This is a genomic window from Enterococcus sp. DJ147D b (assembly GCF_058216655.1).
On record NZ_CM177104.1, the window covers coordinates 1,602,646 to 1,626,891 of the forward strand.

Genomic DNA, 24,246 nt, shown 5'->3' on the forward strand with positions numbered 1-24,246 from the left:
TTTCTTATGTAAGCGGTTATACTTTAGGTGTAATTGAGTTATCCAAACATTTTTAAACAAAGGAGGAGGAAATATGTCAACAACCACTACATTCTTTTTCCCCGAAACAACTTATGTTTCAAATAAACTTCTTCAAACAGAAGTGTTCGAGGAAGTTTATTTAGATTTAGTAGAAAAGGGATTAGTTACTGAAGACTTTTTCGATAATTTAGTAGAAAGAGAGGCCAATTATCCAACGGGATTAGACTTATCACTCATCGATTCATCTTTGCCGGATATCGCAATCCCCCATACCGAGAGTGAATTCGTCAAAACAACTCGAATCGTCCCAATTAAATTAACGCATCCAATTTTATTTCATCATATGATTCGTCCATCAGACACTTTGGATGCTTCCTTTTTATTTATGATCTTAAATGAAAATGGTGCTGAACAAGCAGGGATGTTAGCGGACATCATGGACTTCATCAACTCTGTTGACAAAAAAGAGTTGACGAAATTTTTCTCATGCGAGGAACCAAAAGAAATCTATACTTTTTTAGAAAAGAATTTTAATTAGAGGAGTGTTTTAAAATGGTAAAAATTTTAGCTGCTTGTGGTGCTGGGGTTAATTCAAGTCATCAAATCAAATCTGCTTTAGAAAATGAACTAAGTAAACGTGGGTATCAAGTTTCTTGTGACGCTGTCATGATCAAAGATATCAATCAAGAAATGTTGTCTCATTATGATATTTTTGCACAAATCGCAAATACCGATCTTGGCTTCCCAGTCAACATCCCCGTTGTCGATGCAGGCGCAATTTTATATCGCATCCCTGCAATGGCTGAACCTGTTTATTCACAAATGGAACAAGCAATCCAATCTATCCAAAAATAAGAAAAGAGGAATTTCAAATGATTAAGATTTTAGCTGCTTGTGGTGCTGGGGTTAACTCAAGTCATCAAATCAAATCTGCTTTAGAAAATGAACTAAGCAAACGCGGATATCAAGTTTCTTGTGACGCTGTCATGATCAAAGATATCAATCAAGAAATGTTGTCTCATTATGATATTTTTGCACAAATCGCAAATACCGATCTTGGCTTCCCAGTCAACATCCCCATTGTCGATGCAGGCGCAATTTTATATCGCATTCCTGCAATGGCTGAACCTGTTTATTCACAAATGGAACAAGCAATCCAATCTATCCAAAAATGATACCTAAAAAAGAGTTTCAACTTGATATAAAGGAGAAAAGAGAATGAATGCAATTATTGATATCGCAAATACGATTTTCCAGCCTCTAATCAATTTAGGGGCTGCACCTTTGATGACCATTGTTTTGACACTGATTGCGCTATGCTTTAAAGTCAAGCCCACTCGCGCACTTGAAGGTGGGTTGAAATTAGGGATTGCCTTAACAGGGATCGGTGCAATTATTGGCATTTTGACCACCGCGTTTTCAGGTGCGATGGCTGACTTTGTTGAACGTACCGGCATTTCATTGAATATCACAGATGTAGGTTGGGCGCCTCTAGCAACTATTACTTGGGGTTCCCCTTATACTTTGTATTTCTTATTGATTATGGTTATTGTCAATGTCGTTATGTTATTTTTAAATAAAACAAATACATTAGATGTTGATATTTTTGATATTTGGCACTTGTCAATTGTTGGTCTATTCGCCATTTTCTGTGGAGCAAATCTATTGATTGCTACATTATTAGTTATTTTTATTGGCGTCTTAAAAATCATCAATTCTGATTTGATGAAACCAACCTTCAATGATTTGTTGAATGCACCGGATACAAACCCAATGACAACTACACATATGAATTATATGATGAATCCAATCATCATGGTTTTCGATAAGATTTTTGATAAAGTCTTCCCATGGCTAGATAAATACGATTTTGACGCTGCTAAATTAAATAGTAAAATCGGTTTCTGGGGATCAAAATTCGCTATCGGGATTTACTTAGGTATCTTCGTTGGCTTACTAGCTGGGCAAACACCAACTGAAATCTTCTCACTAGCATTCACTGCTGCAGTCTGTTTAGAACTATTTTCATTGATTGGCGCATGGTTCATTGCTGCTGTTGAACCTTTATCACAAGGAATTACCGACTTTGCTTCTAACAAATTAAAAGGTCGCACCATCAATATTGGTTTAGATTGGCCCTTTATTGCTGGTCGCGCAGAAATTTGGGCAGCTGCAAATGTATTAGCACCAATCATGTTGCTTGAAGCAATTGTCTTACCAGGAAATAAATTATTACCTTTAGGTGGTATTATCGCTATGGGAGTTACCCCAGCCTTATTAGTTGTGACACGCGGGAAATTGATTCGTATGATCGTCATTGGTGCAATCGAATTACCTCTATTCCTATGGTCAGGTACGTTGATTGCTCCATTTGTTACCGAAACTGCCAAAAAGGTTGGCGCATTCCCCGCTGGCCTAAGCGCTGATTCATTGATTTCCCACACTACGATGGAAGGCCCTGTAGAAAAATTCTTAGGCTATCTAGTTGGTAATGCTTCTCAAGGTCAAATCGAATTTATTCTCTATGCGATTCTAGCACTTGTCGCTTATCTATTGATTTTTGTTTGGTATGCACGTCAAATGAAAAAGAGAAATGCTGTTTACGCTGCCGAAAAAGCTGCTATGTAAAAGACAGATACTATAAAAAAGGAGAAGAACTCAATGTTGAGTTCTTCTCCTTTTATGATGTTTAGCAACTTAACAACCGCATTTTTATCTTTCATCTAGTAAAAAAGATTTGCAAAAAAAGTTAAATAATCACCTGAACTTCTTTTTCCAGTTTTTGATACGTATCATAATCATCCTTATTCATCACAACTGCTGTAATATCTTTTAATCGATAGTAAGAATAAAAATCTTGTTTGCCCACCTTGGATGAATCAATCAATAAGTAGCGCTCGATCGAATTATCTAGAGCGATGGCTTGGGTTTGTCCTTCTTCGATTGTCGCAGTCATCACTTCATCATCTTTCACTGCATTGCTACTAAAGAATGCCTTATGAAAATGCATATCTTGTAACGTTTTGTTGGAAATTTCGCCAAAAAATGATTTGGTCAACTCCCGCATTTCTCCACCAACTAAGTATACTTTTAAATTTCCTTCTTTTTTACTCAACGTATTGAATACCGGCAAACAATTCGTTACCACGCGTAAACGTTCAAATTCCATAATTTCTGCCAATAATTCAATAGTCGTCCCAGGTCCCAGAAAAATCGTTTCTTCTTCTTTAATTAGTTGTACAGCCTTTTGCGCGATTTCCTTTTTCTCTTCACTATTAATAATTTGTTTGTCACGATGTGAAAGCTCCGCATGCTGGTAAACATTTAGACTCCGCGCGCCACCATGAACACGTTTGAGACGTCCGGCTTCTTCCAATTCTGTTAAATCTCGGCGGACAGTCATGTCAGAAACCGAGAGACGTTCGACAATCTCACTCACTTTAATCGTGCCCTTTTGATCTACTAAAGCTACAATCGCATTCCAACGTTCTTCTTTCAACATTTCAATCGCTCCGTTTACTATAATCTTTCTTCATTCTACGATAAAAAAAGTGTTATGTATAACAAAACTCTCTAATTTCCTTCTGTAATAAAAAAAGATGTACGACAGTTGTTGTCGTACATCTTAAAAATCGTGAACCAATTTTTTAGATATGAATTGGTAACCCTAAAGCTAATTCCGCTGTATCCATTGTAATTTCACCAAGAGATGGATGTGGATGGATCGTTAAGGCAATATCTTCAGCATTCATGCCTGATTCAATTGCTAAAGCAAGTTCAGAAACCATGTCACTTGCTCCTACACCACCAATTTGTGCCCCAATAATCACGTGATCTTCGATTGTTGTTACCAATCGTAAGAATCCTTCTGTTTTGCCTAATGAAATAGCACGTCCATTACCTGCAAATGGGAATTTGAATGATTTAGCTTCAATACCAGCCTCTTTCGCTTCTGCGATTGTCATTCCAACACTTGCAAGTTCAGGATCAGTAAATGCAACAGCAGGCATTGCTTTGTAATCAACAGCTACTTTTTTACCAGAAATAGCTTCCGCTGCAATTTTTGCTTCATAACTTGCTTTGTGAGCAAGTGCTGCACCAGGAACAATATCCCCAATTGCAAAAATATTTGCAACATTTGTTCGACCTTGTTTGTCAACTGGGATCAAGCCGCGTTCACCAATTTCAACACCAGCTTGTTCCAATCCAAGATCATCCGTATTTGGACGACGACCAACTGTAACCATAACAAAGTCCGCTTCAACTGATTGTTCTTTACCATCTACTTCATATTTCACTGTCACGCTATCACCGTTATCAATTGCTTCTTTCGCCATTGCTGAAGTGACTACTGTAACATTTTTCTTTTTGAAATCATCGGTAACTAATTTAACCATGTCTTTTTCATACGTTGGTAAAATTGAAGGTGATCCTTCCAAAATTGTGACTTCTGATCCTAGGTTTGCATACGCCCCACCTAGTTCAGCACCGATGACACCGCCACCGATAATCACAAATTTCTTAGGAACTTCTTTCAAGTTTAACCCACCTGTCGAATCTAACACACGCCCACCAAACTTAAATCCTGGAATTTCGATTGGACGAGAACCAGTTGCAACGATGGCATTGTTAAATGAGTATGTTTGTGCAGAATCGGGATGAATAACACGCAAGGTGTGGTCATCTACAAAGAAAGCTTCTCCTTCGATGATTTCTACTTTATGTTTTTTAAGCAACATACCTACACCACTTGTCAGACTTTTGACAACTTGATTGTCTTTCCAATCTTGTGTCTTTGTAAAGTCTAACTCCACATCTTTACTTGTCACACCAAATAAAGATGAATCTAAAGACTCTTGATAATGATGTCCGGCAGAAATCAAGGCTTTAGAAGGAATGCACCCTACATTCAAACACACTCCACCGATATACTCACGTTCAATAATGGCAACTTTTTGTCCCATTTCTGCGGCACGGATGGCAGCTACATAGCCGCCAGGTCCAGCACCGATTACAACTGTATCTAACTCAATGGCAAAATCTCCTACTACCATTTTCCACTCATCCTTCCATCAATAATAATTCTGGATCTGCTAATAAACGTTTGATGTTATTCATTGCTTTCTGTGCAGTTGCACCGTCAACGATTCGATGATCAAAGCTTAATGATAACTTCATCACGCGTCCAACAACGATTTCCCCTTCGCTATTCACAACTGGTTGTTGTGCAATTGTCCCAACACCTAAAATAGCTACTTCAGGATAATTGATAACTGGTGTGAACCAACCACCGCCAACAGAACCAATATTACTGATTGTAATGGAGCCGTCACGCATATCTTGGGCAGAAAGTTTACCATCATGCGCTAATGCTGCTTTTTCATTGATTTCATCAGCAATTGCAAACATACTCTTCATGTTTGCATCTTTGATGTTTGGTACATACAACCCGTGATCCGTATCAGTTGCAATACCGATATTGTAGTAATGTTTGTACACGATTTCTTGTGTTTTGTCATCGATTGACGCATTCAATACTGGGAATTTCTTCGCAGTTGCTGTCAATGCTTTGACAACATATGGTAAGAAAGTTAATTTTGTGCCGTTTTCAGCAGCAACATCTTTAAATTTCTTACGATGATCCCAAAGTTTTGAAACCTCAACATCATCATGTAAAGTAACATGCGGTGCTGTATGTTTACTATTAACCATCGCTTTAGCAATTGCTTTACGTGTTGGTGTTAATGCTTCACGAGTTTCACGTTCTGTTTGACCAGACTTGAACGCAGTTGGTTCTGTTTTTGGTGCTGCAGCTGGTGCCTCTGGCGTTGCTTTTGCAGCTGTTGGTGCTGCTTCTGGTGCAGTTGCTTGAACAGACGCGCCACCTGAAGCAAATTGATCGATATCTTCTTTCGTGATACGGCCACCTTTGCCAGTAGCAGTTACTTGTGAGATATCTACATCTTTTTCGCGAGCATATTGACGAACAGAAGGCATTGCAAGAATGCGTTTTGATTCATCTGCTGTCGCAACAACCGTTGACGTAGCCGTTTTCGTTTCTTGAGGAGCTGCCGCAACTGGTGCTTGTGCACTTGGTGCTGAAGATTGACTTGTGTTATGTCCTGGTGCATCGATTTCTACCAATACATCACCAACATTTGCTACAGTACCTTCTGGAACTAATACGTTTTTGACTGTTCCAGTAACAGGTGACGGAATTTCTTCAACTGATTTGTCATTTTGAACTTCCAGTAATGTATCATCTTCGTTGATTGTATCGCCTGCTTTAACGAACCATTTTACGATTTCGCCTTCCGCGATCCCTTCACCGATATCTGGTAATTTAAATTCAAAAATACCTTCACCAGAACCTTCTGCTGTTGGAATTGCAGCAGGAGATTCAGGCGTTTGTTCTTTAGCTGGTGCAGCTGGTGCGTCATCTTCATAACCAGGTGCGTCGATTTCTACCAACACATCACCAACATTTGCTACAGTACCTTCTGGAACTAATACATTTTTAACCGTCCCCGTGATAGGAGATGGAATCTCTTCAACTGATTTGTCATTTTGAACTTCTAATAGTGTATCGTCTTCATTGATCGTGTCGCCTGCTTTAACGAACCATTTTACGATTTCGCCTTCTGCAATTCCTTCACCGATATCCGGTAATTTAAATTGATAAGCCATGAATTTTTCCCCTTCTTTTCTTAGAATTCTGCGATTTCTTTGACTTTTGCTTCAATGTCAGAAGCGTTTGGTAACCAAGCATTTTCTGCTTGACCAAATGGGAAGACAGTATCAGGTGCAGAAACACGTCCGATTGGTGCTTCTAAAGAAAGAATCGCGCGTTCTGAAATTTCAGAAATCACTTGTGCAGCAACGCCTGCTTGTCTTTGTGCTTCTTGAACAACAACTACACGACCTGTTTTTTCGACAGATTGAATAATTGTTTCAATGTCAAGAGGAGCAACTGTTCGTAAATCGATAATTTCAACCGAGATATTTTCTTGTGCTAATTTATCTGCAGCTTTGATTGCTTCACGAACCATTGCACCATAAGTAATGATTGAAATATCTGATCCTTCACGAGTTACTGCCGCTTTATCCAAAGGTACTTCATACGCTTCATCTGGCACTTCCTCACGGAAAGAACGATAAAGTTTCATATGTTCTAAGAAAACAACTGGATCGTTACTTCTGATGGAAGAAATCAATAAACCTTTTGCATCATAAGGATTTGATGGAATTACTACACGAATACCAGGTGATTGTGCAATCAATCCTTCCAAATTATCTGAGTGTAATTCTGGTGTATGCACACCGCCACCAAATGGTGAACGAATTGTGATTGGTAAGTTTCTTGTTCCACCCATACGGTAACGAGTACGTGCCATTTGTGCAACAACTTCGTCCATTGCTTCAAAAATGAAACCAAAAAATTGAATTTCAGGAACTGGACGGAAACCTTCTAAAGCTAAACCAAATCCAAGACCTGCAATCCCTGATTCTGCTAAAGGTGTATCGAACACACGATCTTCACCAAATTTTTCTTGCAATCCTTCTGTTGCACGGAAAACCCCTCCGTTTTTACCAACATCTTCACCAAAAATGACGACATTTTCATCATGTTCTAGTTCAAGTGCTAAAGCATCAGTGATTGCTTGAATCATTGTTTTTTGTGCCATGATTATTTCGACTCCTTCGCTTCATAGATTGCAATTTGTTCTTTGATTGTTTGTGGTGCTTCTTCAAACATATTCTTCAAGAAATCTGAAACTTTTTGTTTTGGTACTTTATCCGCTTCTGCAATCGCTGCTTTGATTTCTTCTTTTGTTTGTTCAATAACTTGTTCTTCTTTTTCTTCAGACCATAATCCTTTTTCAACTAGATAGTTGCGGAAACGAATCAACGGATCTTTCTTTTGCCACTCGCCATCCATCTCTTTTGAACGGTAACGTGTTGGATCATCTCCTGATAACGTATGTGGACCATAACGATACGTCAATGTTTCAATCAACACAGGACCTTTTCCGCTAATTGCCCAATCTCGAGCCATTTTTGAAACAGTGTAGACAGCTAATGGGTCCATTCCGTCAACTTGAATACCAGGAATTCCAGCCGCAACAGCTTTTTGTGCTAATGTTTTAGCAGCGGTTTGTTTTTCACGAGGTGTGGAAATTGCAAAACCGTTATTTTGAATATAGAAAACAGCATTTGCATGATAAGCACCTGCAAAGTTAATTGCTTCGTAGAAATCACCTTGTGAAGAACCGCCATCACCAGTGTAAGTGAAGACAACATTTTTCTTGTTACGTTTTTTCAAGCCTAGTGCTACACCAGCAGCTTGAACGTATTGTGCACCAATAATAATTTGTGGTGGTAGAGCTTTCAATTCTTCTGGATATAAATTACCAGCAACATGCCCACGAGACCATAAAAACGCTTGCGTTAATGGTAAGCCGTGTTGAACAAGTTGGGGAACATCACGATAACCAGGTAATAAAACATCTTCTTTATCAAAAGCAAATGCACTTGCAAGTTGGCTTGCTTCTTGCCCAGCTGTAGGCGCAAAGAATCCAAGACGTCCTTGACGGTTCAATGCTGTTGAACGTTGATCCAAGACACGTGACCAAACCATTTTTGTCATTAATTCAACTAATTCATCATCTGATAAATCAGGGATCAAATCTTCATTTACAACTTTTCCATCTTGATCAAGCGCTTGATAAACTGGAAAATCTGAATTGACTTCATCAAGTAAAGCCTGGAAGTCGATTGGTGCTTTTTTGTTTGCCATTTGTCACACATTCCTCTCTCGTCTATAAGAAATTCTCTTCTAGCTACGATTGAAACAGTAATATAATCTGTATCACTATTTAACCGGCTTCATACATAAATTATCATGTATCATGGAGAAACACAAGTTATAAGCCCATAAATTCACGATAATTTTTTGTAAAAATAATCCTTGCTACATCAACGATAGTGAATTGAATCACAAACAAGAAAGCGGTTTACATTTTACCTAAAAAAATCCTCCGTATTTTAATAGCAAAACATCGAGCTGTTTCTATTTATAAACCTTATTGTTACAACTTTTATATAAGTTTATTCTTGAAAATTTCTAGACTCGTGCATGATTTTACAAACAACTAATGAAGCTGTTATACCTTGCTTCTGTAAAAAATTTCATCAACAAAAAAACAGCATAGAAAAATTTCTATGCTGTTACAATTTTCTTTATTTTTTTAACATCTCCGCTGCTTGGTTCATCAATTCACTAAATTTGGGTAATTCTTCTTCGGATAACCGACTAAAATTCAAACGTAGCCCATTTACTTCTTCTCCAAATAGTTGTGCCGGAGCAATTCCCAATCCTCGCGCAATTAATTCATCTGCTATTTCCGTTGATAATTGCTTGCCTTCCCAAGTCAACCAAGCATAGTAGCCACCTCTGATTGGATGCAATTTAAAAAAAGATTGTTGCTTCGACCAATCAATTAATTGTCGACTTCGCTTAGCTAGCTGTTTTCGCACCAACGACATTTTTGAAAGAAACGCTTCATCAAACACACTTGTTGCGAACATTTGCGAAACAATACTTAACGAAAATTCCATCATTTCTTGAGCATTGGCCAATCGAGCTATTAATGTTTCTGGACCTAATACCCAACCGATTTTCGTCGTTCGACCTAAAACACGTGACAAGGAACCAATATATAAGACATTATCTGGATCAAGCAAGCGAAGCGGTTGGGTCTCATTCATCTCTGAAAAAGAAAAGTCCGTAAAAACATCATCTTCAATGATTGGTAATTGGTAGCGACGACACAATTGCACAAGCGCCTCACGTCTTTTTTGGCTCATGACTTTTCCTGTTGGATTCTGAAAATTAGGATTGACTAAGACGGCTTTCACCTGATTTTTTAAAATCGATGATTCTAGCTGTTTTAACTCAATCCCTTCCTCATCCATCGTCACTCCAAAAAGGCGAATTCCCGCTGCTTTAAACAAAGGAAGACGATAGAAAAAAGAAGGGGATTCAACCGCGATTGCATCTCCTGATGACAAAATGGTTTGCAAAATCAAAAAAATAGCTTGCTGACCACCACCAGTGACTAAAAGCTGGTCCGCAGAAAAGTTCAACTGAAGTTCTTCTTTTAAGTATCCCGTGATTTTTTCTTTCAAAGGCAAGTAGCCATAGCGATTCATCCTTTTTTCTTCCATTAAGATATCTTCTAATGAATAAGCAGGAAATTGAAAATCAGGTAATAGCTCATTCGGCATTTCACTCGAATATAAATCAAGAAATGTACTCGTTTGTCTCTTACCACGATTGATTTTTTCTTCATAATGATTGATTGATTGCTCATATCGATGAGCAATCAATTGACGCCAATCAATTCTTGGAATAGAAAACTTGCCCCATTCCATTTGATTGACATAGCGACCACTGCCTTGTTTGCTTGTTAGGATTCCAAGCGCGCGTAACTCTTCCAACGCGTGAACTACGGTGGAACGATTCACCCCAAAAGCCTCTGCTAACTTCCGTTCCGAGGCTAGTCGCTCCCCTGGATTTAATTCTCCTTGCTCGATTTTCTGCATGATTTGATCCATCATTTGTCGATATGCAGGTCCTTGTGCCTTATCAATTTTTTGCCACATGAGATTTCCTCACTTACTTTTTATCTTAAAAAAAATAGATAAATTTACGAAAAAATAAACTTTATTCAAAATCAGTTGGTCGGTTTTCTTCTGTATTAAAGTAATACGCCATTGCGTCTAAAATACGTTGGCTGGCTTGACCATCACCATACGGATTTGAAGCATGTGCCATTTCTTGATGGGCTTCTTTGTTTTCAAGTAAACGAGTTGTTTCTTCGTAAACAGTTGTTTCATCTGTTCCAACCATTTTCAAAGTCCCCGCCTTAACACCTTCTGGACGTTCTGTTGTATCACGCAAGACAAGTACCGGTACTCCAAGTGACGGCGCTTCTTCTTGGACACCACCAGAATCCGTCAAAATCAAATAACTTCGAGCTGCGAAATTATGAAAATCGACAACATCTAAAGGCTCAATCAATGATACATTACCCAAAGCCCCTAGAATATCCATTGCTTCTTCACGTACTTTCGGATTACGATGCATTGGAAAAATAAACTTCACTTCTGGATGTTCATTGGCAACGCGGGCAATCGCTTGGAACACTTGACGCATTGGTTGTCCAATATTTTCGCGGCGGTGCATCGTCACTAAGACTTGTTTGTCCTCTTTGGATACCGATAGATGTTCGTTCTGATACTCTTCATCAACCGTGTATTTCATTGCATCAATTGCAGTATTCCCAGTTACAAAAATAGCGTCTGTTGGATGATTTTCTTTTTCTAAGTTTTCTTTACTTTGACTTGTTGGTGCAAAATAAATATCACTTAAGACATCTGTCAATTGACGATTCATCTCTTCAGGAAATGGTGACCACTTATTCCAAGTTCGCAAACCTGCTTCCACGTGACCGACTTTGATTTGTTGATAGAAAGCTGCGGTTGCACTCGCATAAGTCGTTGTAGTATCTCCATGCACCAAGACAATGTCAGGTTGTTCTTCCAATAAAACAGGTGTTAAGTCATCAAGAATTCTCGAAGTAATCCCAGCTAATGTTTGTCCACCTTTCATCAAATTCAAATCATAATCAGGATCAATTTCAAATACTTCTAACACCTGATCAAGCATTTCACGATGTTGTGCCGTAACAGCAACTTTTCCTATAAAGCGTTCATCTTTTGCAAGAGCTTTAACTAAAGGTGCCATTTTAATTGCTTCTGGTCTAGTACCAAAAACAGATAATACTTTTATTTTTTTCATAATTTCAAGTCTCCTTTTCATTCCATCTTCTATTGTAGCTGAATTTTTGACAAAAAAGAAATAAAAATAACGAATTTTTTCGTAGCCTCTTTTCTAACCAATAAAAAAGAGCGCCAGACAAAGATTCATCTGACACTCTTCCTACTATTATTTGAGATTAAAAACACTTTGCTACTTTAAATTGTATCTCCATTAAAAATAGAATTCTTCACAATTACATAATCGACTTTACGAATCGCTTCTAAGTCACGACCGCCTGCATAAGAAATTGAAGATTGTAAATCCTGTTGCATTTCAACTAATGTATCTTTTAGTGAACCTTTATGTTGAATCCAGATTTTCTTTCCTTCAACATTTTTCTTTTCACCTTTTTGGAATTCCGAAGCGGAGCCAAAATATTCTTTATAAACAACTCCGTTTTCGACTTTCGTTTCGCCTGGTGATTCTTCATGTCCAGCAAATAATGAACCAATCATGACCATCGTTGCACCAAAACGAACTGATTTTGCCACATCGCCGTGTGTCCGAATCCCTCCATCTGCGATAATTGGTTTACGAGCAGCTTTTGCACACCATCTTAATGCGGCTAACTGCCAGCCACCTGTTCCGAAACCTGTTTTGATTTTCGTGATACAAACTTTTCCTGGTCCGATGCCAACTTTGGTTGCATCAGCCCCAGCATTTTCTAATTCACGAACAGCTTCAGGTGTTCCCACATTTCCTGCAATCACAAATGTTTCGGGAAGATGTTTTTTTATATGTTGAATCATGTTAATTACTGAATTGGAATGCCCGTGAGCAATATCAATTGTGATGTAATCTGGTACTAGATTTTTTCGTGCTAATTCTTCAACGAAAGCATATTCGTTTTCTTTTACGCCTACGCTGATTGATGAGATATATCCTTCTTGTTTCATCTTTTTAATAAACGGGATACGTGCTTCTTCATCGAAACGATGCATAATATAAAAATAACCATTTTTTGCTAAAAATTCTGCGATTGATTCATCGATAATTGTTTGCATGTTCGCAGGTACTACTGGCATTTTAAATGAGTGCTTACCTAAAGTCACTGTTGTGTCACACTCTGATCGGCTATTTACGATACATTTATTCGGAATTAGTTGGATATCTTCGTAGTCAAATACTTTCATCAAATTGTCCTCCTAATGTTCAGTTCAGTAAAACACGAACATTCTTCGTTTTATTCGGGCTTTTTTCAGCGCCCTATGTAATTTAACTCAACTAAATAAAAAAATCAAGCCAAAACCATGAACATTTTACGAATAATTCGTTTTTTTAGTCTTTTTTCAATAAACGAGTCCGTTAAAAAGAGCAATGTTCGGAAAAAAGCAAAAAAAGGGATTGCTACTTTTGTAGCAATCCCTTTTTTTGTTTCCTATCGAATAACTGATACCGTTCGCCAAATTCTATGGCAAAATATTTCCTGCAGCCATGTACAAATCGTACCAATCTTCTCTTGTCAACACAACATCAGAAGCTTTTGCAATTTCTTCAATACGGCTAACATTCATGGTACCAGCAATCACTTGCATATTTGCTGGATGACGTAAGATCCAGGCTGAAGCTAAACCAGTTGGCGTCGTGTTATATTTTTCAGCCATTTCGCTCAGTTTTTGATTTAATTCTGGGAATTTTTCATTGCCGATAAAGACACCTTCAAAGAATCCATATTGATAAGGAGACCATGCCTGAATTGTCATGTCATGCACTCGTGAATAATCTAGCACACTGCCATCATGATCGATACTTGCAGGGTCTGTCATGTTTACATGAATTCCTTGATCAACCATTTCTGAATGCTTTAAGCCAAACTGCAATTGGTTAGCCACTAAAGGTTGACGTACTGATTTTTTCAATAGTTCAATTTGCATCGGTTTTTGATTGCTTACACCAAAATAGCGGACTTTCCCAGCTTTTTCTAATTCGTCAAAAGCTGCAGCAACCTCGTCAGGTTCGACTAATGTATCTGGTCGATGTAGCAATAAAGCATCTACATAATCCATCTTTAAACGTTGCAAGCTGCCTTCAACAGATGCGATGATGTGTTCTTTTGAAAAATCAAACATCACTCCTGGAACGATTCCACATTTTGTTTGAATAAATAAATCTTCACGCTTTAAAGAGGTCTTTGCCAAAGCATCTGCAAAAATTGATTCGCACTCACCATTTCCATAGATATCTGCATGATCAAAGAAATTGATTCCATTGTCATAAGCAGTTTCGATTGCCTTAACTGGATCTTTCGCACTATTGATGCGCATACAGCCAAGAATGACTGCGGAAACTGCGTGATTTACTGTTCCAAATTGAACCTGTTTCATTAAAAAACTCCTCCTTCTTTACACAATAAAAGTGTAGCACAACTTTTATGAAAAGGCTTTATCAAATCAAAAATATTTTTATCTTTTAGTCAATGATTTTCCTTCGACTACTTCCAACGCCTTGTTTCCAATATCATGACGATAGAACGTTTCAGTCGTGTCTTTTCTTTCAAGAACTTCATAAATCATTTTTTGTGCTTGCTCTAACGTTTTCGCTTTGGCTTCAACTAAATAGATCCGTCCACCATTTCCAACTAAACATCCTTCTTTTTCTGCCACACCTGCATAATACACCTGAACATGTGATTCATCAGAAAAATCTGGCAAACTCATCTCTGTTTCATACATTGCTGGGTAACCTTCAGCAGCGACAACAACACCCACATGAAACTCATCTTGTGACCATTCTAATTCGATTGAGCGATTTTCTAGTAAATCATCTATCACTTGTGCAAAATCATTCACCAATCTTGGTAAAACAACTTGTGTTTCTGGGTCACCAAATCGAGCATTGAATTCAATCACTTTTGGGCCGTCAACAGTTGCAATCAACCCAGCATACAAGATCCCCGTGAAGGAACGGTCTTGTTCAACCATCCCTTGCGCCGCTGGTTTCAAAATCGTTTCAATAGCTTCATCAACCATCTTTTGTGAAATTTGTGGAACTGGTGAGTACGCACCCATTCCCCCGGTATTCGGTCCCTTATCCAAGTCGTATGCCCGTTTATGGTCTTGCGAAATTACCATGGGATAAACTTCTGTACCACGAACAAACGCTAAAAGCGAAAATTCTTCGCCAGCCAAAAACTCTTCAACTACAATTTGATTTCCACTTTCACCAAATCGATGACTCTTTAGCATATCTTTAGCAGCTTGTATTGCTTCTTCAATGGTCATTGCAACAACAACACCTTTACCAGCAGCTAACCCATCTGCTTTCACAACGATTGGTGCACCTTTTTCGTTGATATAAGCTATAGCCATTTCATAATCATTAAATGTTTGCGATTCAGCTGTCGGAATCTGACACTCTTTCATCAATTGTTTAGCAAAACTTTTGGATCCCTCAATCAACGCTGCGCGCTTTGTTGGTCCAAAAATTTTCAAATCTGCTGCTATAAAATCATCGACAATTCCATTTAACAAAGGAACTTCTGGTCCAACGAATGTCCAAGAAACACACTGCTCTTTTGCAAATGAGATGAGCGCATCATGATCTGTTTCTGCAATTGCGACTGGTTGAATATCATCTTTTTTCATTCCAGGGTTCCCCGGTGCGCAGTAAACTGTTTCAACTAACGGACTGTCCACCAGTTTTTTCCCAATTGCATGTTCACGACCGCCTGCACCAATAATCAAAATTTTCATGCGTTACTCCTTTTCCACTGAAGATTAATGTCTAAAATGACGTACATTCGTAAAGACCATCGCAATACCATGACGATTAGCCATATCAATGGAAGCTTGGTCTTTGATACTGCCACCCGGCTGAATGATTGCCTTGATTCCATGCGTAGCAGCGTATTCAACTGAATCATCCATTGGGAAAAACGCGTCACTTGCCAGTACTGCACCTTTTAATTTTTCGCCAGCTTGTTCAATCGCTATCTTGACGGATCCCACACGATTCATTTGCCCAGCCCCTACACCGACAGTTTGGTGTTCATTCGCAACAACAATAGCATTAGATTTAACATGCTTCACGGCTTTCCAAGCAAATGCTAACGCCGCTTTTTGTTCTGCAGTTGGTTGCTGTTCTGTTACTACAGTCCAGTCTTCTTCGTGTTCCATTGCAAGATCTTGACTTTGAACTAATAACCCACCTAAAACAGATACTGTTTCATCCGATATGCTAGCTGTTTTTTGTTCAAAACTGATCGTTAAAATACGCAGATTTTTCTTTTTCTTCAAAACTTCTAATGCAGCTTCAGTGAATCCTGGAGCAATAATGATTTCTAAAAATAGTTCATGCATTTTTTCAGCAGTAGCCACATCTACTTCACGATTCAAAACGATAATTCCACCAAAAATTGAAACTGGATCTGCTTCAAACGCATAATTCCAAGCTTCAAAAATCGTTGGTGCCGTTCCAATACCACATGGATTCATATGTTTCAACGCAACGACTGTTGGCTCCTCATACTCACGGGCAATTCTTAGCGCTGCATCTGCATCACGAATATTGTTGAATGAAAGTTCTTTTCCATGTAGTTGTTTTGCCGCAGCAATCGAATAGTCTGCCGGCAAAGCAGATTGATAAAAAGCTGCTTCCTGATGGCTATTTTCGCCGTAACGTAAATCTTGTTTTCGCTCATAAGTCAACGTTAATTTTTCTGGTTCTTTTTCGTCCGCCATCTCTGTCAAATATTGAGCAATTAACGCATCATAAGCAGCCGTATGACGAAAGACTTTTGCAGCTAGACGTTTCCGAGTTGCTAACTGTGTTTCTCCATGGGCTTCTAACTCTTGGAGAACGAATGAATAATCTGACGGATCAACGATCACTGTGACAAATTCATGATTTTTAGCACCACTTCGCAACATACTTGGACCACCAATATCAATATTTTCAATTGCCTCTTGCTCCGTTACTTCTGGTTTTAAAATGGTTTCCTTAAATGGATAAAGATTCACACAAACAAAATCGATTGGTAAAATCTCACCGCGTTTCATATCTTCCATATGTTCAACGACATTTCGACGCCCTAAAAGTCCTCCGTGAATCTTCGGATGCAAAGTTTTCACTCTGCCATCCATCATTTCTGGAAAGCCAGTGACCTCATCAATAGAAATCGTTTTAATACCTGCTTGATCCAATGCTTTTTTTGTTCCACCTGTTGAAATAATTTCGATATTATTAGCAATCAAACCTTTAGCAAAGTCAACGATTCCTGTTTTGTCTGATACACTAATCAACGCTCTTGTCATTTTAAATAGCCTCCATTTTTGATCATTTCTTCGACGATTTCTGGATAAATTCGATGCTCAACTGCATGTATTTTTTGTTCAAGGATTTCCAATGTATCTGTTGGTTCAATCTCGACTTTTTCTTGACGAATGATTGGTCCTGTATCGACACCTGCATCAATCAAATGAACAGTCACACCTGTAGTTGCTACTCCTGCTTCATATGCATCACGAATTCCGTGCAATCCCGGAAAATCCGGCAATAACGATGGATGGATGTTCACTATTTTATTTTCAAATGCGGTGAGCAAAGTGGGTCCTACAATTCGCATGTAGCCTGCCAAAATAACCAAATCAATTTTCCGTTCATGCAACTGTCGGAGTATCTCCTGTTCGTACGCTACTTTATTTGCAAAATCTTTTGGTGAAAATTGGCTAGCAGGCACTTTCAACGTTTCTGCTCTTTGTAGCACGTATGCGTCTGGCTGGTCACAGAATAGCCAGTCAACTGTGACAGCTAGCTTTTTTTCTCTTAAATTCGTTACCAAAGCTTGGAAGTTACTTCCATTACCCGAAGCAAAAATGGCTAGTCTCATGCCATTTCTCCAGTAAAAATAATTTTCTGTGTGTCTTCTGCTACGATTTCACCGATTTGGTAAACGGCATCTCCTTGCTCTGCAAAATTAGCCGTGACTTCAGCTACTTGTTCTGGTGAAACAGCAACGACCATTCCAATACCCATATTAAAAATTTCATACATTTCTGCCAAAGAGAGCTTCCCATAGCTTTGTAGACAATCAAAAATTGGTAAAATCGGCCAGCTTCCTAATTGGATATTAGCACTGACCCCAGCTGGTAGCATACGAGGAATGTTCTCTACAAAACCACCACCGGTGATATGTGCACAGCCTTTCAATTGATTTTTTTTGATCAATGGTAAAAGACTTGCAACATAAATTCTCGTTGGAACTAATAGACTATCAGCTAATGTTTCATTTAATTCTGGCAAAATACTATCCGTTGTCAGTTGATGTTCTTCAAAGAAAATTTTTCTTACTAGTGAATACCCATTTGAATGAATCCCACTTGAAGGTAGTCCTAATAAAATATCACCTGGTTCAATCGACTCTCCAGTAATCAGTTGTGACTTTTCGGCAATTCCAACGGCAAATCCGGCTAAGTCATAGTCCTCACCTTGATACATCCCTGGCATTTCAGCAGTTTCTCCACCAATTAGCGCCATATTTGCTTGAACGCACCCATTTGCTACGCCTGCAACTACTTGTTCCAATTTTTCCGGTTCATTCTTTCCTGTAGCTAAGTAATCTAAGAAATAAAGAGGCTCTGCACCTTGGGCTAAAATATCGTTCACACACATTGCAACACAATCAATCCCAATCGTATCATGTTGATTTGCTTCAATTGCTACTGCTAATTTTGTCCCAACGCCATCCGTTCCCGAAACTAAAACAGGTTCTTTCACATCAAGCAAAGAAAGATCAAAACAACCACCAAAACCTCCTAGTGCACCCATTACACCAAGACGTTCCGTTTTATTTACATGTTTTTTGATTCGTTCAACAACTTCATAACCAGCTTCCACATCCACGCCAGCTTTTGCATATGCATTTTTCATGCGATGATTCACTCCTTTATTATTAGAAAAACGAAACTTTTTCTTTTAGAGATGCTTGGTATTTCTCCTCATAATCATATAAAGGAGTTGGATAGTCACCATTAAAATAAGCCATACATAGTCCTGAATAAGGCGCCTCTTCTTGTAATCCAATGGCAGTAATCAGACCTTCCTCACTAAGGAATTCTAAAGAGTCTGCCCCAATACATTGTCGAATTTCTTCGATACTATGATTAGCAGCAATCAGTTCTTTTCTCGTTTGAATATCAATTCCGTAAAAACAAGGATATTTTAGGGGTGGCGATGCGATCCGTACATGTACTTCTTTGGCACCAGCTTCTTTTAATAATCGGACGATTCGCCGACTTGTCGTACCTCGGACGATGGAGTCATCTACCATCACAATTTTTTTACCTTCCACTACTCCACGAACAGCTGATAACTTCATACGCACCCCTTGTTCACGTAACTCTGGTGTGGGTTGAATGAATGTCCGCGCAATATATTGATTCTTTACCAAACCAATTTCATAAGGAATCCCACTAGCTTCAGCATACCCACTAGCAGCTGACAAAGAAGAATTAGGAACTCCTACCACCATATCTGCTTCAATAGGCGCCTCTTTAGCTAAATTTTTCCCCATGTTTTTTCGAGCAGTATGGACATTGACCCCATTGATGTTCGAGTCTGGTCGTGCAAAGTAGATATACTCCATTGAGCAAATTGCTAGCTGTGTATCTTGTGTGTACGTTTCGATTTTCAACCCTTCATCGCTGATTATCACTACTTCTCCGGGGTGTACATCACGAATAAATTCTGCACCCACTACTTCTAAAGCACAGGTTTCAGAAGTAACAACATAAGCACCATTTTTCATCTGGCCAATCGCTAGCGGACGGAACCCGTTCGGATCAAGTGCCGCAATCATCGCGTCTTCTGTCATTAGTAAGTAAGCAAAACCACCTTTTACTTTGTTCAAAGATGTTTTTAATTTTGCTAAAAATGTTTCCTCGTCGCTTCGGCGTATCAAATGCATTAAAATTTCTGTATCCGAATTTGAATGAAAAATTGCGCCATCTTGCTCTAATTCTCTTCGTAAAGAACGAGCATTGGTTAAATTACCATTGTGTGCTAAACCAACCGAAACATCATAAAATTTGAATAAGAACGGCTGAATATTATCGACACTTCCATTTCCTGCAGTCGCGTAACGCACATGACCAATTGCTGCATTTCCTGTTAATTGAGTCAATTTTCGTTGATCTTTGAATACTTCTGATAATAACCCAAGATCACGATGCCCGTTTAGTTTACCCTCGTCATTTGAAACAATCCCCGCGCCTTCTTGACCACGATGTTGCAGGCTATGCAAGCCAAAGTAAGTAACACTTGCTGCATCCTGATGCCCCCAGACACCAAAAATTCCACACTCTTCATTTAAACTTTTTATTTCATAAGACATGGAATAGCTTCCTCCCAGCTTGCTTTAGCCCTTTGAGTTGTTAGATTGATTTCGCCATCAACTGCTTGCATTCTCAACTGAGAATCAGCTGTTACTTCACCAAGATAATAGGCATGTTCTCCTACCAGTTGTTCAAAAGCCACCTGCTTTTCTGGGTTGATTGAGACCACAAATCGTGATTGTGTCTCCGAGAAAAGTTCTGCAACAGTTAACTCAGTCTGAATGTTGACACCTAACTCATTTGTAAAAGCAGCCTCTGCAATGGCAACCGCCAAGCCACCTTCAGAGCAATCATGAGAGCTTGCTACCAAACCTTGTCGAATAGCAGCTAGCATTAAGTCTTGATTTTTCTTTTCAACTGCCAAATCAAAATTAGTTAGCTGACCTTGAATTGTTCCTGTCAAAAGCTTTTGAAGCTCACTTCCATTAAAGTCATTGCCTGTTTGACCAATGACATATATCCGATCACCCGCTTGCTTAAATTCCTGTGTAGTAATTTGTTCATGGGATTCAATCAAACCTACCATACCAATCATCGGAGTTGGATAGATTGCCTTGCCATCTGTTTCATTGTAAAGTGATACATTTCCAGAAATCACTGGTGTTTCAAAGGTACGACAAGCTTCTGCTATTCCATCTGCTGAATGCCAAAGTTCCCAAAAAACTTCAGGTTTATCTGGAGAACCATAATTCAAGCAGTCGGTAATTGCTAAAGGTTTTCCACCGCTGGCAACAATATTTCGCGCTGCTTCAGCAACTGCAATCTGTCCACCGATTTCTGGATTTAAATAAAGGTATCTTGCATTACAATCAGTTGTCATTGCCAAAGATTTTTTCGTTCCGCGGATTCGTAAAACAGCTGCATCACTTCCTGGACGAACAACAGTATTTGTTTGAACTTGAGAGTCGTATGTTTCGTAAATGGATTTCTTTGAAGCAATCGTTGGTTGAGCTAGTAACGCTAAAAATGTTTCATTTGGTTCTCCAATAACAGGTAGATATGCGGGCATTTCTCGAAACTCTGCCATTCTCGCTGGTTCTTTTCTTGGCTTATCGTAAACTGGTGCATCTTCTGCCAAAGCATCAACCGGCAGGTTAGCCACTTCATTTCCATGATGATATAAACGATATTGGCCATCATCCGTTACCTTACCAATTGTTACAGCATCCAAATCATATTTTTTGAATAACGCTTTTACTTCTTCCTCTGCACCAGCTTTGACACAAATTAACATGCGTTCTTGAGATTCAGATAACATCATTTCATAAGGAGACATACCTGTTTCTCGTTGAGGCACATCATCTAGTGTTAAAATCAGACCTGATCCTGCTTTAGAAGCCATTTCTGAACTCGATGACACCAATCCCGCAGCCCCCATGTCTTGAATACCTACTAAAATTTCTGCATGATTCAAGATCAACTCAAGGCAGGCTTCTAACAACAATTTTTCCATGAAAGGATCGCCAACTTGAACAGCAGAACGTTGTTGTTCTTCTTCTTGACTAAATTCCTCCGAAGCAAACGTTGCACCATGTATACCGTCACGTCCCGTTTTAGCTCCAACATACATAATGGAATTACCGACACCCGATGCCTGACCCTTTTGAATATCTTTATGGTCGATCAATCCAACACACATCGCATTTACTAAAGGGTTTCCTTCATAACAAGCATCAAAAGCAATCTCGCCGCCAACTGTTGGGATACCAATACAATTACCATACCCCCCAATTCCAGCAACTACTTCATCAAGTAAATATTTTGTGCGAGAATTATTCAACTCACCAAAGCGTAAAGAATCCAGCAATGCAATTGGTCGTGCACCCATACTGAAAATATCACGAATAATCCCGCCAACTCCAGTCGCTGCGCCTTCATACGGTTCGACAGCAGAAGGATGATTATGACTTTCTGCTTTAAAAACAACTGCTTGCCCATCACCGATGTCCACAATCCCCGCTCCCTCACCAGGCCCCTGCAAAACTTTTGGACCAGTAATTGGGAATTTTCGTAGAACAGGTTTAGAATTCTTATAAGAACAATGTTCACTCCACATAACAGAAAACAGACCTGTTTCAGTATAATTAGGCATTCTACCCAAGATATCTTCTTCAATCATGCGGTATTCTTCATCAGATAAACCCCATTCACTGTAGATTTTCTGCTCTTTGATTTCTTGTGCTGTTGGCTCCATCATTGTTTTCATCTAAACAGTCACCTTCCCGAAATTTTTGATCATTGATTGAAAGAAACGTTTTCCGTCTTCTGAACCTAACAACTGTTCCATCGCACGTTCAGGATGGGGCATCATTCCCAGAACATTTCCAGCTTGATTCGTAATTCCTGCGATACGTTCCACACTGCCATTGATATTTTCTTCTTCATACGTAAAAACAATTTGATGATTTTCCTTTAGCTCACGCAATGTTTCTTCATCACAAAAATAATTTCCTTCACCATGAGCGACTGGCAACTGAATCACTTCATCCTCATGATATTCGGAGGTAAACGCAGTTTGATTATTCACAACTCTTAATGGAACTGTCTTACAAATAAATTGTAAAGATTCATTTCTACGTAAAACACCAGGGAGTAACCCAGCTTCAGTTAAAATTTGAAACCCATTACATGTTCCAAATACTGGTTTGCCCTCTTCAGCAAAGCGAATCACTTCCTTCATAATCGTCGAGAAGCGAGCAATTGCGCCACAACGAAGATAATCACCGTAAGAAAAACCACCAGGGAGTAGCACGCCATCAAATCCTGAAAGGGAGTCTTCGTCGTAACGAACATACGCTGCTTCCGCACCCATAATTTCTTGCACAGCCCACAGCATATCTGCATCACAGTTTGATCCGGGAAAAACAATCACTGCAAACTTCATGCTAAACTTCCTCCATTTCCTCAATTTCGTAACGATATGTTTCCATATTGACATTTGCTAATAATTTGTCACAAATTTGTTCAATCGTGTCTTCAACAGGTGTCTGCGATGGTGCAACTTGAATTTCAAAGTATTTCCCTATACGAATTTCTTCGATTTCTTCATAGCCCATACGATGCACTGCATGTTTTACAGCTTCTCCTTGTGGATCTAATACAGAATCTTTATACGTCACATAAACTTTTACAAAATACATTTGATTTTCTCCTTTAAAAGTAAGTTTTTTTACGAGCAATAGTTACTAGAATGAATAATTGTTCAAACGACTTAACACTTCTTGATAAACTGGAACCAGATTGCCAATTTTTCGACGATACACATCTTTATCCATGTGTTCACGAGATTCGGTATCCCATAAACGACAAGTATCAGGAGAAATCTCATCAGCAAGTAAGATTTGTCCATCTGCTAACCGACCAAACTCAAGTTTAAAATCAATCAATTGCAAGTGAATTCCTGTAAATAATTCCTGTAAAGCATCGTTGACTTGTAATGCCATTGATTTGATCTCTTGAATTTCAGCTGGTGTTGCAAGCTGTAGGAAGGCAATATGCGCTTCATTGATAAACGGATCATCTAACGAATCATCTTTGTAATAAAATTCAATGATTGGTTCAGGTAAGATAGTTCCTTCTGGTACCGCTAATCGTTTAGAAAAGCTTCCTGCTGCAAAATTTCTAACAACCACTTCTAAAGGAATTACTTCAACTTTTTTTACTAATTGTTCGGTTTTTGACAAAATATCAATAAAATGATTGTCAATCCCTTTTCTTGTTAAGTATTGGAAAATTCGACTAGTGATCTGATTATTTAATTCGCCTTTTCCTTGAATTTTGTCTTTCATAATCCCATTCAATGCTGTTGCTTGGTCAAGATATTCGACCCAAATCACTTGTTCATCTGTTGTTGCAAACATTTTTTTAGCTTTTCCTTCATATAGCAATCCCGCTTTTTTCACAAGTCTCTCTCCTCATAGCCTTACATTTAATTAACAAACAGTCATTTTTGTTCGTTTTTTCACTTTTGATTTTAACAACACTTTTTATGTAAATCAACAAAATACTGTA

The 24,246-nt window shown here is 38.7% G+C and carries 22 protein-coding genes; 4 read left to right on the forward strand and 18 right to left on the reverse strand.

Going from position 1 to position 24,246, the window contains the following annotated elements; all coding sequences use genetic code 11:
• Positions 1-73: 73 nt before the first annotated feature.
• From AC4BD1_RS07580 to AC4BD1_RS07595, 4 genes are read left to right on the forward strand one after another with little or no spacing between them, the layout of a single operon-like run.
• Positions 74-559 (forward strand): PTS sugar transporter subunit IIA, encoded by a 486-nt coding sequence (locus AC4BD1_RS07580; RefSeq protein WP_490485420.1) that lies wholly within the window; start codon positions 74-76, stop codon positions 557-559.
• 14 nt (positions 560-573) lie between these two features.
• Positions 574-876: a PTS sugar transporter subunit IIB gene (locus AC4BD1_RS07585; protein ID WP_206909252.1), complete on the forward strand. Its 303-nt coding sequence runs from the start codon at positions 574-576 to the stop codon at positions 874-876.
• A gap of 17 nt (positions 877-893) precedes the next feature.
• Positions 894-1,196 carry a PTS sugar transporter subunit IIB gene (locus AC4BD1_RS07590; protein ID WP_490466200.1) on the forward strand — a complete coding sequence of 101 codons (303 nt, stop codon included), beginning with the start codon at positions 894-896 and terminating at the stop codon, positions 1,194-1,196.
• A 43-nt stretch (positions 1,197-1,239) separates the two neighbouring features.
• Positions 1,240-2,649: a PTS galactitol transporter subunit IIC gene (locus AC4BD1_RS07595; RefSeq protein ID WP_206909247.1), complete on the forward strand. Its 1,410-nt coding sequence runs from the start codon at positions 1,240-1,242 to the stop codon at positions 2,647-2,649.
• A gap of 121 nt (positions 2,650-2,770) precedes the next feature.
• Here the strand turns inward: AC4BD1_RS07595 and AC4BD1_RS07600 are convergent, their stop codons facing one another.
• The 18 genes from AC4BD1_RS07600 to purC all read right to left on the reverse strand — a co-directional run bounded on the left by AC4BD1_RS07600 (position 2,771) and on the right by purC (position 24,137).
• Positions 2,771-3,523 (reverse strand): DeoR/GlpR family DNA-binding transcription regulator, encoded by a 753-nt coding sequence (locus AC4BD1_RS07600; RefSeq protein ID WP_206909245.1) that lies wholly within the window; start codon positions 3,521-3,523, stop codon positions 2,771-2,773.
• A gap of 145 nt (positions 3,524-3,668) precedes the next feature.
• Complete coding sequence (lpdA, locus tag AC4BD1_RS07605) at positions 3,669-5,075, reverse strand: dihydrolipoyl dehydrogenase (RefSeq protein ID WP_206899259.1); 1,407 nt, start codon at positions 5,073-5,075, stop codon at positions 3,669-3,671.
• Positions 5,076-5,082: 7 nt separating this feature from the next.
• Positions 5,083-6,708: a dihydrolipoyllysine-residue acetyltransferase gene (locus AC4BD1_RS07610; RefSeq protein WP_490466202.1), complete on the reverse strand. Its 1,626-nt coding sequence runs from the start codon at positions 6,706-6,708 to the stop codon at positions 5,083-5,085.
• A 20-nt stretch (positions 6,709-6,728) separates the two neighbouring features.
• Entirely contained in the window at positions 6,729-7,706 is a 978-nt protein-coding gene (locus AC4BD1_RS07615) for an alpha-ketoacid dehydrogenase subunit beta (protein ID WP_206909239.1), read from the reverse strand.
• Between the two features lie 2 nt (positions 7,707-7,708).
• Positions 7,709-8,818 carry a pyruvate dehydrogenase (acetyl-transferring) E1 component subunit alpha gene (gene pdhA / locus AC4BD1_RS07620; protein WP_206899257.1) on the reverse strand — a complete coding sequence of 370 codons (1,110 nt, stop codon included), beginning with the start codon at positions 8,816-8,818 and terminating at the stop codon, positions 7,709-7,711.
• A gap of 443 nt (positions 8,819-9,261) precedes the next feature.
• Positions 9,262-10,686 (reverse strand): aminotransferase-like domain-containing protein, encoded by a 1,425-nt coding sequence (locus AC4BD1_RS07625; protein ID WP_206909237.1) that lies wholly within the window; start codon positions 10,684-10,686, stop codon positions 9,262-9,264.
• Positions 10,687-10,747: 61 nt separating this feature from the next.
• Positions 10,748-11,884, reverse strand: coding sequence for a non-hydrolyzing UDP-N-acetylglucosamine 2-epimerase (wecB, locus tag AC4BD1_RS07630; protein ID WP_490466203.1), 1,137 nt, complete (start codon positions 11,882-11,884; stop codon positions 10,748-10,750).
• Between the two features lie 176 nt (positions 11,885-12,060).
• Positions 12,061-13,038 carry a GMP reductase gene (gene guaC, locus AC4BD1_RS07635; RefSeq protein WP_490485421.1) on the reverse strand — a complete coding sequence of 326 codons (978 nt, stop codon included), beginning with the start codon at positions 13,036-13,038 and terminating at the stop codon, positions 12,061-12,063.
• 276 nt (positions 13,039-13,314) lie between these two features.
• Positions 13,315-14,229: an aldo/keto reductase gene (locus AC4BD1_RS07640; protein WP_490466204.1), complete on the reverse strand. Its 915-nt coding sequence runs from the start codon at positions 14,227-14,229 to the stop codon at positions 13,315-13,317.
• A gap of 78 nt (positions 14,230-14,307) precedes the next feature.
• Positions 14,308-15,597: a phosphoribosylamine--glycine ligase gene (gene purD, locus AC4BD1_RS07645; protein ID WP_490466205.1), complete on the reverse strand. Its 1,290-nt coding sequence runs from the start codon at positions 15,595-15,597 to the stop codon at positions 14,308-14,310.
• Positions 15,598-15,621: 24 nt separating this feature from the next.
• Positions 15,622-17,157, reverse strand: coding sequence for a bifunctional phosphoribosylaminoimidazolecarboxamide formyltransferase/IMP cyclohydrolase (gene purH, locus AC4BD1_RS07650; RefSeq protein WP_490485422.1), 1,536 nt, complete (start codon positions 17,155-17,157; stop codon positions 15,622-15,624).
• Positions 17,154-17,732: a phosphoribosylglycinamide formyltransferase gene (purN, locus tag AC4BD1_RS07655; RefSeq protein WP_206909227.1), complete on the reverse strand. Its 579-nt coding sequence runs from the start codon at positions 17,730-17,732 to the stop codon at positions 17,154-17,156. Before purN ends, purH begins: the two co-directional genes overlap by 4 nt.
• Positions 17,729-18,772, reverse strand: a complete 1,044-nt coding sequence (gene purM, locus AC4BD1_RS07660) for a phosphoribosylformylglycinamidine cyclo-ligase (RefSeq protein WP_490466207.1) — start codon at positions 18,770-18,772, stop codon at positions 17,729-17,731. The genes purN and purM overlap by 4 nt, the downstream gene beginning before the upstream one ends.
• A gap of 22 nt (positions 18,773-18,794) precedes the next feature.
• Positions 18,795-20,234, reverse strand: a complete 1,440-nt coding sequence (gene purF, locus AC4BD1_RS07665) for an amidophosphoribosyltransferase (RefSeq protein WP_490485423.1) — start codon at positions 20,232-20,234, stop codon at positions 18,795-18,797.
• Positions 20,219-22,441, reverse strand: a complete 2,223-nt coding sequence (gene purL, locus AC4BD1_RS07670) for a phosphoribosylformylglycinamidine synthase subunit PurL (protein WP_206909224.1) — start codon at positions 22,439-22,441, stop codon at positions 20,219-20,221. Before purL ends, purF begins: the two co-directional genes overlap by 16 nt.
• Positions 22,442-23,119, reverse strand: a complete 678-nt coding sequence (purQ, locus tag AC4BD1_RS07675; protein ID WP_490485424.1) for a phosphoribosylformylglycinamidine synthase subunit PurQ — start codon at positions 23,117-23,119, stop codon at positions 22,442-22,444.
• A gap of 1 nt (position 23,120) precedes the next feature.
• On the reverse strand, positions 23,121-23,375 hold the full coding sequence (gene purS / locus AC4BD1_RS07680) for a phosphoribosylformylglycinamidine synthase subunit PurS (RefSeq protein WP_490485425.1): 255 nt from the start codon (positions 23,373-23,375) through the stop codon (positions 23,121-23,123).
• A gap of 45 nt (positions 23,376-23,420) precedes the next feature.
• On the reverse strand, positions 23,421-24,137 hold the full coding sequence (gene purC, locus AC4BD1_RS07685; RefSeq protein ID WP_206909221.1) for a phosphoribosylaminoimidazolesuccinocarboxamide synthase: 717 nt from the start codon (positions 24,135-24,137) through the stop codon (positions 23,421-23,423).
• Positions 24,138-24,246 lie beyond the last annotated feature (109 nt).

Excerpts from the sequence above, each read along its gene's own strand:
- AC4BD1_RS07585 (WP_206909252.1), top strand. The coding sequence starts at position 574 with ATGGTAAAAATTTTAGCTGCTTGTGGTGCTGGGGTTAATTCAAGTCAT.
- lpdA (WP_206899259.1), bottom strand. The coding sequence starts at position 5,075 with ATGGTAGTAGGAGATTTTGCCATTGAGTTAGATACAGTTGTAATCGGT.
- purM (WP_490466207.1), bottom strand. The coding sequence starts at position 18,772 with ATGAAAAATGCATATGCAAAAGCTGGCGTGGATGTGGAAGCTGGTTAT.
- purH (WP_490485422.1), bottom strand. The coding sequence starts at position 17,157 with ATGACAAGAGCGTTGATTAGTGTATCAGACAAAACAGGAATCGTTGAC.
- AC4BD1_RS07590 (WP_490466200.1), top strand. The coding sequence starts at position 894 with ATGATTAAGATTTTAGCTGCTTGTGGTGCTGGGGTTAACTCAAGTCAT.
- purF (WP_490485423.1), bottom strand. The coding sequence starts at position 20,234 with ATGTCTTATGAAATAAAAAGTTTAAATGAAGAGTGTGGAATTTTTGGT.
- purQ (WP_490485424.1), bottom strand. The coding sequence starts at position 23,119 with ATGAAGTTTGCAGTGATTGTTTTTCCCGGATCAAACTGTGATGCAGAT.
- AC4BD1_RS07600 (WP_206909245.1), bottom strand. The coding sequence starts at position 3,523 with ATGTTGAAAGAAGAACGTTGGAATGCGATTGTAGCTTTAGTAGATCAA.
- purS (WP_490485425.1), bottom strand. The coding sequence starts at position 23,375 with ATGTATTTTGTAAAAGTTTATGTGACGTATAAAGATTCTGTATTAGAT.
- purN (WP_206909227.1), bottom strand. The coding sequence starts at position 17,732 with ATGAGACTAGCCATTTTTGCTTCGGGTAATGGAAGTAACTTCCAAGCT.
- AC4BD1_RS07610 (WP_490466202.1), bottom strand. The coding sequence starts at position 6,708 with ATGGCTTATCAATTTAAATTACCGGATATCGGTGAAGGAATTGCAGAA.
- AC4BD1_RS07595 (WP_206909247.1), top strand. The coding sequence starts at position 1,240 with ATGAATGCAATTATTGATATCGCAAATACGATTTTCCAGCCTCTAATC.
- pdhA (WP_206899257.1), bottom strand. The coding sequence starts at position 8,818 with ATGGCAAACAAAAAAGCACCAATCGACTTCCAGGCTTTACTTGATGAA.
- purL (WP_206909224.1), bottom strand. The coding sequence starts at position 22,441 with ATGAAAACAATGATGGAGCCAACAGCACAAGAAATCAAAGAGCAGAAA.
- guaC (WP_490485421.1), bottom strand. The coding sequence starts at position 13,038 with ATGAAAGTATTTGACTACGAAGATATCCAACTAATTCCGAATAAATGT.
- AC4BD1_RS07625 (WP_206909237.1), bottom strand. The coding sequence starts at position 10,686 with ATGTGGCAAAAAATTGATAAGGCACAAGGACCTGCATATCGACAAATG.
- purD (WP_490466205.1), bottom strand. The coding sequence starts at position 15,597 with ATGAAAATTTTGATTATTGGTGCAGGCGGTCGTGAACATGCAATTGGG.
- AC4BD1_RS07640 (WP_490466204.1), bottom strand. The coding sequence starts at position 14,229 with ATGAAACAGGTTCAATTTGGAACAGTAAATCACGCAGTTTCCGCAGTC.
- AC4BD1_RS07615 (WP_206909239.1), bottom strand. The coding sequence starts at position 7,706 with ATGGCACAAAAAACAATGATTCAAGCAATCACTGATGCTTTAGCACTT.
- AC4BD1_RS07580 (WP_490485420.1), top strand. The coding sequence starts at position 74 with ATGTCAACAACCACTACATTCTTTTTCCCCGAAACAACTTATGTTTCA.
- wecB (WP_490466203.1), bottom strand. The coding sequence starts at position 11,884 with ATGAAAAAAATAAAAGTATTATCTGTTTTTGGTACTAGACCAGAAGCA.